Raw genomic sequence first — 13,999 nt, forward strand, 5'->3', positions numbered from 1 at the left:
GTTACTCCTTATTTAGCTGTAAATGTAGCTTATTTTCTTTCGCATAGACTACATGTGCGCCTTGTGTCAGTCTCACAAACCTGCGTTTTGTATAGTCTATCACAATTTTGTTATCTTTTATGCCACAAAGTTTTGCAAGCAGTATTCCCGCATACTCTAGCACCTGATCGCTCACTTTATTTGCATGGATAATTAAATGTGATGATGGGATATCGCATATATGTAACCATAAAAAATCCCCCTTAGAATCTTGCAAAAGCCTGATATTTTCTCGCTCATTCCTACCTATGCTGATTTTTACCCCATCGATATAAAAGCTTGCATAATGGCTTTTTTGTAACTTCTTTGTATTGTGTTTTTTTGGTGCGAGTATGTCTAGGGATTGGCTATTTGCGTATTTTGCGAAATCGATTTGATTATTTAAAAAAATGATTTTAGATTCTAGATTTTCTTGTTGTTTGTGTATATGTTCTATTTTTTGTTTTAGCTTTTTTGTTTGTTTGAAAAGCTTATCACTTGCTAGACTTGGTTTATTCATACATGGGATTTCATAGTTTTTGTTTTCAATGCTTAGGCTTGTCGCGTAGTTTGGTATAGAATCTAAACGCGTTAAAATATAGTTTGCAAGCATAAAGTTTGTCTCTCTCTCTTTTGTAAGCGTGTCAATATCTGGCAGAGATCCTAAGAGTTTGGTAAGCTTTGCTTTTTTTGTCTCTAGATTCTGTAAGACTTTCTCTCGCTTTTGGTCTAACAAACTTTTTTGCATAATATTATATTCTTCTCTAAGCATTTGCAATGTATCTTCAGTGCTATTATCAGTAAAAGTTTTTAGAAAATGCGGTTGGTCTAATGGTGCAAGTGGTATTTTAGGTAAGATTGCTCTTTTTAAAGAATCGCTAAATCGTAACGCAGATATGATTCTATCATTTTGCACAATGATCGCATTTGTAGCACGATTTATGAGTTCGATTTGAAAAAGCGTCTCAATGCTTTTATATGTGCTTTTATATGTGCAATATAGCTTTAGAATCTTATTCATACCATCGAGTTTGCATGTCTTAATGTTAGCTTTGTAGATATATTTACTCATTGCAATGTCAAATGGTGCATTATATTGCTTTGTTTTAAGTATGCCTTCACTGCTATATATACGCGGATTGCCTTTATTTAAATCGATAAAATAGTTTATGCTATCAAGTCGTATATGTATCACATTATCACTAACCCGTGCGATATAAGTAACCATTTTATGAGTGCAAAATAAGCGTGCAATATCATGTAAGAGTTGGAGTTTCATGCTTTTAATCCTTAGTGTATTATAAAAATAGTATAAATATGGAATCTAAAAATATTTCATATTGAAACGCAAAAAATAATAACATAGATTCTGTATTATAGCCTGTCTTTACAAGCGTATTTTTATGAAGCAAAATTAAAAATATATAAAATATTATATTTCTAGTTACAAACTAAGTTATAATAAAAGTCTTTTGAGATGAAATCATAAAAAGGATAAACATGCTATTATCATATCTAAAATCGCTAGATTGTATTGTAAGACAAAATAGAATCTTTGGCATTCTCACGCTCTGTGTTATATTATTTGGCATAACACATATAAATGCCGCAAGCTATGTTCCCATCAAAGATAGAGAGGGCAGTGGGCTTGCTATGACAAGCAGTCCTTATGCAAATGCCATTGGTAAAGCCGTGCTAGATAGCGGTGGGAATGCCATTGATGCGGCGGTTGCAGTGAGCTACGCTCTAGCAGTTACTCACCCTGCGGCAGGAAATATTGGCGGTGGTGGATTTGCCCTTATCCATTTAGCAAGTGGAGAAGACATTGCCCTTGATTTTAGAGAAGTCGCACCAAAGGCGGCTAGTCGCGATATGTTTTTAGATTCTAGGGGTGAAGTTATCCCAAATGCCGCTGTTACAGGCTATCTCTCTGTTGGCGTCCCAGGTAGTGTAAAAGGCATGAGTGCTATGCTTGATAAATATGGCACAAAAACGCTTAGTGAGCTTTTAGAACCCGCAGTTATGTTAGCAGAAAAAGGCTTTATGGTAACGCAAAGGCAGCAAGAGACTATGCAGGAAGTCCAAAGCGACTTTGCAAAGTTTGAATCTTCTTCTAAATACTTCTTAAAAGAGAATGGCGAAGTCTATAAAGATGGCGATATACTCATACAAAAAGATTTAGCAAGGACTTTAAGAATCTTGCAAAAAGAAGGCGAGAGTGCATTCTATCAAGGCGAAATTGCAAAAGCTATGGTAAGCGATATTCAAAAAGGTGGGGGCATACTCACACTGCAAGATTTAAAAGATTATAAGGTAAAATGGCGAAAGCCTTTGCATGGGAGCTATCGTGGATATGATATTATCACCATGCCTCCACCTAGCAGTGGTGGGGCGCATATCCTTGAGATTCTAAACATTATTGAAAATGCGGATATGGCTAAACTCGGCTTTGCATCATCAAAAAGCATTCATCTCTTAACAGAAGCCATGCGACAAGCACAAGCTGATAGATCAAGCTTTATGGGCGATCCAGACTTTATTGATTTACCCCTAGATACGCTTTTAAGCAAGGAATATGCTAGAGAAGTCTATCGCTCTATAAAGACAAATAGGGCGACACCAAGCGATAGGATAATCCCGGGTTTAGGCAAAATAAAGCAAAATAATAATCCAAATCTGCATGAAGGCAGCAATACCACACATTTTTCTGTGGTTGATAAATGGGGTAATGCAGTCAGTGTTACCTATACACTCAATAGACGCTATGGCTCTGGGGCGGCTGTGAGTGGCTATGGCTTTTTACTCAATGATCAAATGGAGAATTTCTCTATCAAAGTCGGCTATCCAAACAGGCATGGTATGATTGAGGGCACAAATAATGCTATCGCACCAAACAAACGACCGCTAAGCACGATGAGTCCTACTATGATTCTAAAAGATGGCAAGCTGTATGTTGTGCTTGGAAGTCCGGGAAGTGGGAAGATTATAAGTGTTGTAGCACAAGTCATTGTAAATCTCATTGATTATAAAATGGATCTTGTAACCGCAGTAGAATCGCCACGCTTTCACATGCAATGGCAGCCAGATACACTAGATATTGAGAAGTTTTCTATCAATAAAGACACGCAAGAGATTCTAAAAAGAATGGGCTATAAAGTCATTGAAACCGACACAATGGGCGATGTCAATGCTATCTTAATTGACCCAAAAACAGGCATTATCTATGGCACACTAGACCCTAGAAGGAAAATATAATGCGATCAATATTGTTTCAAATCTTATATACCGCAGAGGTTTAATATCTAAAATAGCAAAGGTTTGAGACCCCATGTTGTATTTGAGCAATTTATAGCTTTTAGTATATTTGCTAACACATTATTTTAACAAATTGCTAGCATAAGATTCATATAAAAATCATACAATAAGGTTTTACACATGTATGACAGATATCTACGATTCTCAGTCTTAGCGAGATCTTTTAGAAGTTCTTTAAATATATTACTAGAATCTTAGTACAAAGATTTAACTCGCTTTATCCACTGCCATTGATAAAGAATTTTGCCATTAATCCATCGCGAAATATAAAGCTTTTGCCCGACTTCACATTTCTTAAATAAAGCGTTTTGTCCTTGCAAGCACTCTTTTATAATTCTAATATCTTTTGTTTTGCAATACTCATCTAGTTGATTTTAAGTTTTTCCTTCAAGTCTTCTTGTATCTCATAGCGACTTTGTTGATACCCACTTAAATCAAATCTCTCTTCTTTGCTCTTCTAGAGTTAAGAAAAATTTTAGCATTTTGATGTTTTTTGGTAGCATGGGGAGGGGGGTGCAAGTGAGCATTTTGCTGAAAAGAGGGAGTTTGATTATAATGCAATCAATGACTTTTTACTTTCCAAGTTTATGCTTTATGTGTTATCAAGAGTTTTCTATCATAAGATTTTTAACTCATAAAAGTTCGAATTTTTCAAGCAAGAATATGTAAAACTAAACCCAGAAAATATAAAACGCGAATTACTCCTCAAAGCATTTTGGTGATAAAGTTTTTAGTGAAAATAATTCTTTAATTATTTGGTTATGTACATGATATTGGATTATCTTTTGAAACAAAAAGTTATCAAATCTCGAAAGCAAATTTTCATATATTTTCAAGATCAGTTGCAATATCTTTAAGTATTTTTCATAATTTTATAGCCTCGCATTTGAATAGAAATCAAAAATTTATCGTTAATATGCTTAAGTTTATATTAAAAAATCACTAAAAACTAACAAAAAGTAACAATAAAATACAAAAATATCAAATTTTTGCGTATTTTTTTGTAAAAATCTTTTTTTTTTTTTTGAAAAGTCACTAGACTTGCAAGAACCTAACTTGAATTTTTAGGGAATTTTTAATAATTGTAAGGAGTTCTTTATGAACAAACATTTTAAGAAAATAGCATGTGTAGCAGCATTATCTCTTATGCCTATGATGGCTTTTGCTGATGATGGAGTTGGTGGTGATAGTGGGAATGGTAGCGGGTTGTTTCTAGGGCTTGATACTGGATATACTTTTGGTTTTGAAAAATTTCAACAAAAAAATTCAACAACAATAATCTCGACAACAATTTTATCTGGTGCAAATATTGGGGTAAAAGCTGGATATAATTTCCACTTTGCACAAATGCTTGGTGTGCGTGGATATTTGGATTATACTTTTGTTTTTAACCCTATGAGTGCAAGTAGTGTTACAGACAATGTGAATGATACAAGGAATATTTTTAGTTCTGCACATGCAATCACACTGAATGCCGACTTGCTTGTGAATCTTATACAAACAGATTCTATCAGCTTTGGTGCATTTGTGGGTATTGGTCTTGGATATGGTGTGTTTGGTGAAACAGATAATTTCACTAACAACACGACAACGACAACAAGAAGAAAGGGGAACGGCTTTGTTTTACCTATTAATCTTGGCTTAAGCCTTACAGCAAATAATCATCATAGATTTGAGCTTGGTTTTAAAATCCCAACTTTAGGCATGAATGTTACTGAAACAAGCAGTGGCAAAGTTCCCGCAAATCTTTATGAAACAAATAGCGTGAGATTATTTACAACTTCAGTAGGTTATAGCTATATTTTCTAATTTAGCTTTGTAATAAACCTTTTTTCACCCTTTTATGCTTTTCAAAACAAAGTATGAGAGATAAGGGGGTAAGCAAAGCAAGGTTATCTTTCCTTGCTTGTGTAAAATATCAAGCCTTGTTAGCTTATAAATTTATTCTTTTTTAATCTTCTTTTATTCTGTTTTTTGCTTATATTTGCTTTTATGTCTCTTTAGTTTAAATGCCATTAAGATTCTATATTGTAGATATTGCATAGACTTAAAATACAAAAAGATTCATATTGACAAACAAGCACTTTATACTTAATATAAAAGCCTTTATGGAATGTATATGCCTACAAACTCTTATTATGTTGTTTAATCCATTCTTACATTGCAAGTTCTCTAAATTTATAAAGCCCTTAGTCTTTTTGCAAAAATTCTAGCAAATTCAATTAAAAAGTTATCTATAAAACTTTCCGTTCTACTATGAATGGCATGTATAAAAACACTTATGAGAAATATAGAATCTATACAAAAGCCTAGATTCTAAAACTCTCTTATAAACGCCACATTTTATTGCTTCTATACTCTTACTCTTTATGCTGTATCACTTTTTGCTTTTTATCCTCTGCGCGTTTCATAAAGTCTGGGACTCTGCCTCTTTCTGCTTCTAGTTTTGCTACTTGTTGGAATAGCTCCACAACCGCTTCAAACATTTCTCCGGGGATCATTCTATCCACATCGACAAGTCTGTAAAGCTCCCTTGCTAAAGGTGGATTTTCAATGATTAGAATCTCATGTTCCCTTGCAATGCCCTTAATCCTTACTGCAAGATGATCTATGCCTTTTGCCACGACAACAGGGGCAGATTCTGTCTCACTATTGAAACGCAAAGCCACTGCGTAATGCGTGGGGTTTGTTACCACCACATTGGCACTAGGGATTGCACTCATCATTTTATTCATAGCATTTTTCATCATGATTTGACGGATTTTTGCTTTTACTTCTTGATTCCCTTCTTGTTGTTTAAACTCATCTTTTAGCTCCTGCTTACTCATACGCAAACTTTTGATGTATTGATACCGCTTGATTAAAAAGTCCAGTATCCCCATAACTAAGAATAAAAATAGCAATGCACCAATGAGAATGAGAGCCTTTTGATAAAACCATGTTAGCTGCTCTTTTAGCGGACTCATAGAGATATTTGCCACTTCATCTAAGAAGCCTACAAATATGAAAAATCCCACTGCAAATGCGATAAATACTTTTAATGTAATAATGAATCCATCAAGCAATTTTTTGAGTGAGAATAGATTCTTTGCACCTTTTATGGGGTTTATTTTATCAACCTTTGGTTTTATGATTTTAAAGCTTAGTAAAAAGCCAAATTGTGCGACATTGCCGATGATACCAGCGACCATGAGAGCAAAGAAAAAGGGCATAGCACATAATGCGGCGACTTTTAGTATAGTAAGCGTGATGGCAAAAATTGTGTGCATATTAAAATCCACTAAAAAAAGCTTCGTGCATTCGACATACAAGCCTTTAAAGATTTTCACCCAAAATGGAAATATGATAAAAAGCAGCATTAATCCTACGACTAAACCTACAAGCCCGACTAAATCAGGGCTTTTTGCGACACTGCCCTCTTCTCTTGCCTTTTGTATTTTGCGTTGGGAGGGGGCGTGGGTTTTCTCTTCTTCTGCCATTTTTTATCCTATGTGTTATGCTTTGTGTGAATCTTTAAGTATCTAAGGCGAAATTATAGCAAAGTTTATTAATAGGGCGATTTACGCGTAAAGTCCTTGCTACTCCATAGGTGGTATGCCAAAACTCACACCAAACTCTAAAGTAAGCATGAAATTATTACTCGCATTATAATGCAATGGAGTATTATTTATATGTATTGTATTTGATGGCTCTAGCATGTAATAAATGCCTTTCAAAGACGCATAAAAGTCTGCTTTGTCTTTGTTGGTAAAGCTAGATTCTGCATTCTCTCTTTTATAGAGTAGATTAAGGTTAAAAAGTAAGCGATGTCCGCCCTTTAGTGTAGCAATATTTGCATAAGAATCTATGCGATAGCGACCACTTACACAATAGCTATATCCTAGCTGATAGGAAAGCATAAAGCGTTCTGTAAGCTTTGTGTTAGAATAGAGATTAAAGCCTAGAAAAATAGCTTCACTTGATAGCCTTTGGGCTACATTCCAGCCGAGATTATACATATTTACAGGCAGGGATAGTGTGAGTAAAATGGGCTTTTCTAAAGAGCCGAGATTAAGCCCCGCATTAAGGTCCATAAGCACAAAGCCACCCATGCGATCTTGCGAATTTATATTATTTAAGCCTTGTATATAGCCGCTTTGTGCTACATTAAATAAGCCAACTTGCAAGTCATAATTAAATGCTAAACGCTTTGAATAGTAGTTTGTAAAAGCAGATAGATAGCCACCAATATTATTAAAATCAGGCATACCACCGGCTTTGAAATTTGCATAAGCCACCCCAGAGCCTATACCAAAATGAGCACAATAACTCTCATAGCATTTATACGCAAAAGCTATATTAAAAGAGAGTATCACGCAAAATATATATCTAAAAAGCATAACTTTAAATCGCATTTACTCCCCTTTTTTGCTATTAATCATGAGATACATTATAGCTTGTTTTTGTGGTTTTATATGCTTCAAAACCCAATCCACACACCAAATAAAAGCACAGGCAAATAATGAAACCTATTTCATAACAACAGACAAAAACAACATTACAGCCATAGAAAAACAAGAATTGCAGCTAGCACAGCCAAAAACTTATGATGAGTTAATGCAAAGAGACAAAAACGAAAACGCAACACTAGAATCATACAGAGACCAATATGCAGATATAGCAGAGATAAAAGAGAAAGAAGCACAGAAGCAATTATTGTTAGAGTATAAGCCAGAGATAAAAGAAACTAGCACATCAATTGACAACACCCAAATAAACAAAGACACAGATTTACTAAAAAATCTATATGGGAATAATAAAGAAACAAATCTATACGCAAATATGGAATCTAATCCAAACATAAAAGCACAAGAAAAGGCTTTAAATAATAAAATAGATTCTAATTTCACATACACCACACAAGAAACAAAAGGCATAAGAGATTTAAGAAATGATTTAAAAGAAGCATTAATGCCTTATAAAACCCAGCCTATAACAAACAAAGAAACAGGAATGCAAGGCTATATAACAGCTGATGAGATTAATAAAATATCAAGCAGAAAGGCAGTGGATAAAAGCATAGCAAATGGATTTAGCAGAGACGAACATTTTGCGGTAGCACAAGACTTAAAAACGCTTTTTGAGAATAGCAAGTTAAGGGAATCGCATAACGATTATAAGAATAACCCTAATATTCTACAAGTGCATAGATTTACAAAAGGAATAAGCATTAATCACAAAAATGCAAACGCACAAATAACTTTATTTGAAAAGATAGAGGGTAAAAATAGGATTTATACTTTAGAATTAGAGAGTTTAAATAAACCCGATTCCTTAAGTGTCAGTGTGCATAACACAGAATCGGCGGCTAAAGCTCAATCGGTGGCAACCGCACACCCTGAAACCACTCCTATTGCTAAAACCGATAGCGACATTATACCACAAAATGCTAACACTATAAATATCTTAAAAGATATGCAAGATAAGGATATAAATGTAAAGTTAGATAATAAAGAATTACTAGAGCTTTATGAAAAGTCCAGCCGAGAGGCTTATGATTTTTTAGCACAGAAACTATATTTAGATAGTGTGAAGCAGTATAGAAGCGATGGTTATGCCTTATTTGAAAATTCAAGCTTAGGAGCAAATGCAAAAGGGAGTTTTGAAGCAATTTTAAGGAAAAATATAAGGCAAAGGCAGTTAGAAAACTTTCAAAAACCGCAAAATGTAAAATATGAAATACAAACCGAGCAAGGATTTAAATATTACCTTGATGAGAATAATGATGTTGTAATTAATCACAAAAATGAGCTTGTAGATTTTAAAGGCGGAGTGGTAAGAACTAAGCCCGATAAAGACGGCGATATTTTAGAGCTAAATGGGATATTAAAGCTCATAAGTCCTAGAAATGCGGATAATATGTATTTAGCTAAAAGGCACTTGACAAATAATGAATTTTACGATTTTCACGCAAATTTAAGACTTGCAAATTATTATCAAAACGGCTTATTTATAAGTGATGAAAAGCTTTATGAAGTCTTTAAAAATATGCCTCGCAACGCAGATAAACAGGGCTTAGACGATGTTATGGGTATATTAAGAGGTTTAACTAATAGCAAAAATGTAAATATGGCTTACGCACAAGAATTTATCGATAAACATTATGGGCTAGAGGCGGATTATAGAACCCTTGCTAGAGATATATTTAAGAGAGTAGATAAAGAATACAAGAAAAATGGCAATCCTTTTGGCATACTCTTTAACGATCAAAAGGCGATTAAAGACTTAAGGGATATGTATGGCGATGAAATGGCAAGGGACTTTTTTAAAGGTAAAAATGCAGTAGATTTTCTACTTTACACACAAGCAGGACATATAGAAAATGCGTTTTATAAAGAGGGCTTGGGTGGCATTGACTTGGTATGGGGAGAAGTAACAGGCAAAGGCAAAGAAGCTAAAGGCTGGGGACTTGCTAAGATTATTGAAAAGCATTTAAACGCAGGGGATTTTGAAGCATTCGGTAAGGGCGAAGCTGGGCTTATAAACGCTATGAGTGAGATTATACAAGATGGCAAGGTTATTACTCAAAATGGTGTTAGCACAATATGGTATAAAAAAGATGAAAATATTTATAAATTAGGAATTTCAAAAGGTTTTCATAAAAAGGGCGATAATAATTGGATTATCACAAGCTATAAGGCAGAAAGAGAAAAGGACAAGACTTTCGGCGATGCCCTTTTTACTGATAAGCACCCCTTACCAAACTCTACCAACATTATACCACAAACCCCACAAGAAATAATCAAACAAGCAAAGGCAAGCGGAAAAAGTGTAGCAGAAACAAAGAAATTACTACAAAAACATAATAAAGAGATACAGAGCATAAGAACAGAGATTAGAAAAGATATTGCAACAAGGCAAAAAAACATAGAGCAAGGATACATAGAGTTAGTAAGCAGCCATCATGCAAAGATAGGAAAAAAAGGCGGATATACAACAAAAATGTATTTAGAAACCGATAAGGAAAAACAAATCTATTTATATGATGGTTTTAATAAAGAATCTTTAGACAACTATTTACAATTAGTCAAAGAAAACGCACCTTTAAAAGAGAGAAACAAGGCACTAGACAAGCTTGTAAATGAAAGACTAGAAGCAGAAGCAAGATTTAGCCAATTACAAAAACAACAAGAGGAATTAGAAGACAAACAACTACAAGCATTTGATGAAGAATCTTTTATTAAAAGCTTAGAGGGTAAGAGTAAAGATGAGTTAGAAAATATTCAAGGCGATTTATGGAGTAAAAGCAATAGTAAAAATAGCGATATACCATTTCCAGTAATAGCTAGAATGCAAAACTTAGTTATGTGGATAAAAGATAAAATCCCACAAGCTGCCTTTAATAATGATGAATTAAGAGAAGCGATTAAATCCTTAAGATCCACAAAAGAATATAAAGATGATATAAATTCTATACAATACTTTAAAGAGAACAGAGAATATATAGAACAAACTTTAAGCATTAAACCTATAAAAGAATTTGGCACAAATTACGCAGAACATTATCACAGCGGCGAGACTGCTATACAAAAACTCATAAATGAAGCACAAGCACATAAAGAAAGCGGAGCTAAAGGCGAGTATAAAGGACAAGTTGCAGGGGCATTTCATCGTAAAGAATTGGGGGATATTGATTTAGTATGGGGGGAAGTTAAAGGAAAAGGTAAAAATGCAAAGGGCTATGGACTTGCTAAGATTATTGAGAAGCATTTAAACGCAGGGGATTTTGAAGCATTCGGTAAGGGCGAAGCTGGACTTATAAACGCTATAAATGAGATTATACAAAATGGCAAACTACTTACTGAAAATGGCGTAAATACGCTATGGTATAAAAATGGCAATGAGTATTATCTCGTGGGAATCTCAAAAGGATTTAATAAACAAGGTGATAACAATTGGGTTATAACAAGCTACAAGAAAGATAATATTACAAATTTGCAAAAAGAAAAAGTGGATAAGCTATTCAGTAGCGATGCCGAAGTCCTTTCCGCTCAAGGCAAATTTAATGAGTTAGAGACTCTTAACTCAACTACTAGCAACATTATACCACAAAATCCCACAAAAGCACAAAGTGAGTATTTTAATCCATTTATGAACGAGTATGAGAAAATTAAAGAAATTAAAAACTTCACACACAAGATGACAATCTTATTAGAGTGATGAAAGTTGAGGGTAGGAATGACTATATAGAGCCTTTAAGTAATATGAGCGTAAGCAAAGAATACCTACAAAAGCAAACAGCCCAAAGCTTAAAAGAGCAAATCACACAAGCTATTTTAGGCAACCAAACACAGCTTAAAGCCCTGCAACAAGGCTATAATACCTACCACTTAAGCCCTTTTCAAAAAGAAGTGTTAGAATCTGCCCTAGATATAGCAAATAATCCCACAAAGCTTAAAGAATACAAACTGCAAGGACTACAAAAGCAACTCAATAATCTTAATAACAATGAAGCCTATCATATAGAAAAAAGCAGGGAATATGACAAAGCTAGATACGCAAAGGATAGAGAAGAGCTAGAAAAGAAATCTATGCGTTAAAAGATTCTATAACTATGCAAAGTAACGCCCATTTAGGAAGTGGATTGATAAGCGGTAGTGCAGCAGGAATTGAAACAGATGAGAATGGAAACATTGTAGGATTTAATCCTGCTAAGTTTGCCGCTGGATTCTTAGGTGGAGTAGCTGGGAGCAAGGCGGTAAGCAAGATTTATAAGAATAAATCCGCACAAAGATACGCTACACTAGCTATTAAAAGCATTCAACAAGACTATAAATCTTTGAGTGAGAATAATCCAGCTATGTTTGCTAAAATAATGCAAAAGTTTAATCCTAGAGATTTCTTAAAAGGTAAAAAGCAAGTGCAAGAAGTAAGTAAGGATATTTTTAATAAAGAATTAGCACAAGAAATAGAATCTGCTTTAAAAAATGGCAAAGTAGAGACAATGCCACAGGCAGAGTTTAGAAATAGAGAAGAGTTTGCAAAAATGTTTGATAGTATAAAAGGCAATAAGGGTGTTATCAAAACGCCCATAGGTAATGTCGAGTGTAGTATATCTTATGCTTATAGGCATTTTGCCCACAATACGCACAACACAGACAGAGAAAACATAAAAGGCGGTTTCTTTAAAACCTTTAAAGACCCATTGTTTATCGTAGAGCAGGCAAGAGAAGGACAAAGTAGCCCTAGCGTGTATTTCTATAAGCCATTTTACGATAATGACAAAAAGCTAATGAATTTGTTTGGAATAGGGATACAAGGGCATAATGTAGAATTTAAAACATATTACTTTGATAAAAAGAGAAATAGGTTAAAAGAAATACTGACAAGTGATAAGATTAAAATAGTGTATATGAAAGAGTGAGTTTTATGTCCCACCTCTTTTGCAATCTACCCAACAAAAGAGAGTTTTAGCTTCAAGCCTCTCTAGTAGTATTGAGATGGGGCAAGTCGCACGACATAAAACTTCAAGGCAAATTATACCACAAAAAAAAGGATTTAACATGATAGACACAAAAAATCTCACTCTAAAGAAATTCCAAGAGAATTTTGATTTTCAGAATCTTAGTTTTTTATAGAAGCTAAGATGAAAGATAGCTAAATTATAAAGACGCCTTAGATAGCTTTGTAAAGTATATGCCAAAATATGTTTTAATAGAGCTATGCTTTTACAGATGACCAAAAGGCTTTAGCTTATAGTGATTTTATGGCTAAAACATTTTTAGGCGTATTTCAAAGTGCAGTCCAAACAGCATTAACCATAGACCAAAACGAAGTAGCTACAAGAGACGCACAAAATCAAAGTGCATTAGGCATACTAGGCAAAATAACAATAAAAGAAAAAAGAAGTAGTATGCTATCCAATCAAGTGAAAGAAAGCTTTTTTAAGATACAAGCAAGTAAAATGCAAACAGCTCAACTTCAAGCTCAAGCCAAATATTAACATGAAAGAGAAGATAAAATCAAGGCAGAAGTATTACATAAAAGTGCCAATGATAACGCACAGATAAATAAGGCTAATTGCCAAAAACATTAATCAGTAATAGCTATCAAAATGTCCTATCAAATGCAAATAAACCAGACTTGCTTAAAAGCTATGATATGCAGCAAACCACCGTGAATGCACTCAAAGCAATAGGTGAAGCTCCAATCAGTGATTATACAGATGAGTGGAAAAAGGTGCAAATACCTGACTACAATACAGACTTTGATACTACTATTTTAGAGATATATGCTACTAAAAGCGTGATAGCTATTGATGAAGTGATAGGATTTCATATTGTTACTTCCATAGAGTTAGTAGAAGTTGAATGGGATTTTGGTGATGGCGAAGTGAGTAGCCAAAAGGATAATATACTAAAGTCTTTTAGTAAAGAAGGCTCATATAATGTAAGATTGAAAGCCCTAGTAGAAGTTGAGAATAAAGACTATGTCAATGATAAAGACCAAGATAAGTTTGTGCTTAAAGAATACTTTAGGGATTTAGAGATATTGGTGTGTTAAGTGTGTGTTTTGCTAGTGTTTAAATGTGCTAGATTCTGTAAACTTTACATTTATTTTTTATTACGATTTAATGGTTTTTAGTTGCAAAAATAACATTAAAATTTAGTGTTTTTTTGTTTCTACA

The 13,999-nt window shown here is 34.0% G+C and carries 11 protein-coding genes; 8 read left to right on the plus strand and 3 right to left on the minus strand.

Annotated elements, in window-relative coordinates:
• Position 1 precedes the first annotated feature (1 nt).
• Positions 2-1,297: a putative RqcH family protein gene (locus tag XJ32_RS06835; protein WP_077388781.1), complete on the minus strand. Its 1,296-nt coding sequence runs from the start codon at positions 1,295-1,297 to the stop codon at positions 2-4.
• A 221-nt stretch (positions 1,298-1,518) separates the two neighbouring features.
• On the opposite strand from XJ32_RS06835, the gene ggt reads away from it, so the two are divergent.
• Both ggt and XJ32_RS06850 read left to right on the plus strand, forming a co-directional pair.
• The gene (gene ggt / locus XJ32_RS06840; RefSeq protein ID WP_077388782.1) at positions 1,519-3,273 is read left to right on the plus strand and encodes a gamma-glutamyltransferase; all 1,755 of its coding nucleotides are present in this window, start codon (positions 1,519-1,521) and stop codon (positions 3,271-3,273) included.
• Positions 3,274-4,431: 1,158 nt separating this feature from the next.
• Positions 4,432-5,142: an outer membrane beta-barrel protein gene (locus tag XJ32_RS06850; RefSeq protein WP_077388784.1), complete on the plus strand. Its 711-nt coding sequence runs from the start codon at positions 4,432-4,434 to the stop codon at positions 5,140-5,142.
• Between the two features lie 551 nt (positions 5,143-5,693).
• On the opposite strand, the gene flhB is transcribed toward XJ32_RS06850, so the two are convergent.
• Together flhB and XJ32_RS06860 are read right to left on the minus strand one after the other, a co-directional pair.
• The gene (flhB, locus tag XJ32_RS06855; protein ID WP_005218222.1) at positions 5,694-6,812 is read right to left on the minus strand and encodes a flagellar biosynthesis protein FlhB; all 1,119 of its coding nucleotides are present in this window, start codon (positions 6,810-6,812) and stop codon (positions 5,694-5,696) included.
• Positions 6,813-6,911: 99 nt separating this feature from the next.
• The gene (locus XJ32_RS06860; RefSeq protein WP_020995890.1) at positions 6,912-7,727 is read right to left on the minus strand and encodes a hypothetical protein; all 816 of its coding nucleotides are present in this window, start codon (positions 7,725-7,727) and stop codon (positions 6,912-6,914) included.
• A gap of 25 nt (positions 7,728-7,752) precedes the next feature.
• On the opposite strand from XJ32_RS06860, the gene XJ32_RS12265 reads away from it, so the two are divergent.
• The 6 genes from XJ32_RS12265 to XJ32_RS06885 all read left to right on the plus strand — a co-directional run bounded on the left by XJ32_RS12265 (position 7,753) and on the right by XJ32_RS06885 (position 13,875).
• Positions 7,753-11,532 carry a putative barnase/colicin E5 family endoribonuclease gene (locus tag XJ32_RS12265; protein WP_077388785.1) on the plus strand — a complete coding sequence of 1,260 codons (3,780 nt, stop codon included), beginning with the start codon at positions 7,753-7,755 and terminating at the stop codon, positions 11,530-11,532.
• Positions 11,529-11,912, plus strand: a complete 384-nt coding sequence (locus XJ32_RS06870; protein ID WP_155761470.1) for a hypothetical protein — start codon at positions 11,529-11,531, stop codon at positions 11,910-11,912. Before XJ32_RS12265 ends, XJ32_RS06870 begins: the two co-directional genes overlap by 4 nt.
• 14 nt (positions 11,913-11,926) lie before the next feature.
• Positions 11,927-12,736, plus strand: coding sequence for a hypothetical protein (locus XJ32_RS12850; RefSeq protein WP_254422297.1), 810 nt, complete (start codon positions 11,927-11,929; stop codon positions 12,734-12,736).
• A gap of 76 nt (positions 12,737-12,812) precedes the next feature.
• On the plus strand, positions 12,813-12,950 hold the full coding sequence (locus XJ32_RS12855) for a hypothetical protein (protein ID WP_254422298.1): 138 nt from the start codon (positions 12,813-12,815) through the stop codon (positions 12,948-12,950).
• A gap of 128 nt (positions 12,951-13,078) precedes the next feature.
• Positions 13,079-13,315: a hypothetical protein gene (locus tag XJ32_RS12860; protein WP_254422299.1), complete on the plus strand. Its 237-nt coding sequence runs from the start codon at positions 13,079-13,081 to the stop codon at positions 13,313-13,315.
• Between the two features lie 77 nt (positions 13,316-13,392).
• Positions 13,393-13,875: a PKD domain-containing protein gene (locus XJ32_RS06885; RefSeq protein WP_254422300.1), complete on the plus strand. Its 483-nt coding sequence runs from the start codon at positions 13,393-13,395 to the stop codon at positions 13,873-13,875.
• Positions 13,876-13,999: the final 124 nt, after the last annotated feature.

This window comes from Helicobacter bilis, assembly GCF_001999985.1.
In the GTDB taxonomy this organism is placed as follows: Bacteria; Campylobacterota; Campylobacteria; order Campylobacterales; family Helicobacteraceae; genus Helicobacter_A; species Helicobacter_A rappini.

What these genes read in the sequence shown, in the direction of transcription:
- XJ32_RS06835 (WP_077388781.1), bottom strand. Translation starts at nt 1,297, where the DNA reads ATGAAACTCCAACTCTTACATGATATTGCACGCTTATTTTGCACTCAT.
- ggt (WP_077388782.1), top strand. Translation starts at nt 1,519, where the DNA reads ATGCTATTATCATATCTAAAATCGCTAGATTGTATTGTAAGACAAAAT.
- XJ32_RS06850 (WP_077388784.1), top strand. Translation starts at nt 4,432, where the DNA reads ATGAACAAACATTTTAAGAAAATAGCATGTGTAGCAGCATTATCTCTT.
- flhB (WP_005218222.1), bottom strand. Translation starts at nt 6,812, where the DNA reads ATGGCAGAAGAAGAGAAAACCCACGCCCCCTCCCAACGCAAAATACAA.
- XJ32_RS06860 (WP_020995890.1), bottom strand. Translation starts at nt 7,727, where the DNA reads ATGCGATTTAAAGTTATGCTTTTTAGATATATATTTTGCGTGATACTC.
- XJ32_RS12265 (WP_077388785.1), top strand. Translation starts at nt 7,753, where the DNA reads ATGAGATACATTATAGCTTGTTTTTGTGGTTTTATATGCTTCAAAACC.
- XJ32_RS12850 (WP_254422297.1), top strand. Translation starts at nt 11,927, where the DNA reads ATGCAAAGTAACGCCCATTTAGGAAGTGGATTGATAAGCGGTAGTGCA.
- XJ32_RS12855 (WP_254422298.1), top strand. Translation starts at nt 12,813, where the DNA reads ATGGGGCAAGTCGCACGACATAAAACTTCAAGGCAAATTATACCACAA.
- XJ32_RS12860 (WP_254422299.1), top strand. Translation starts at nt 13,079, where the DNA reads ATGGCTAAAACATTTTTAGGCGTATTTCAAAGTGCAGTCCAAACAGCA.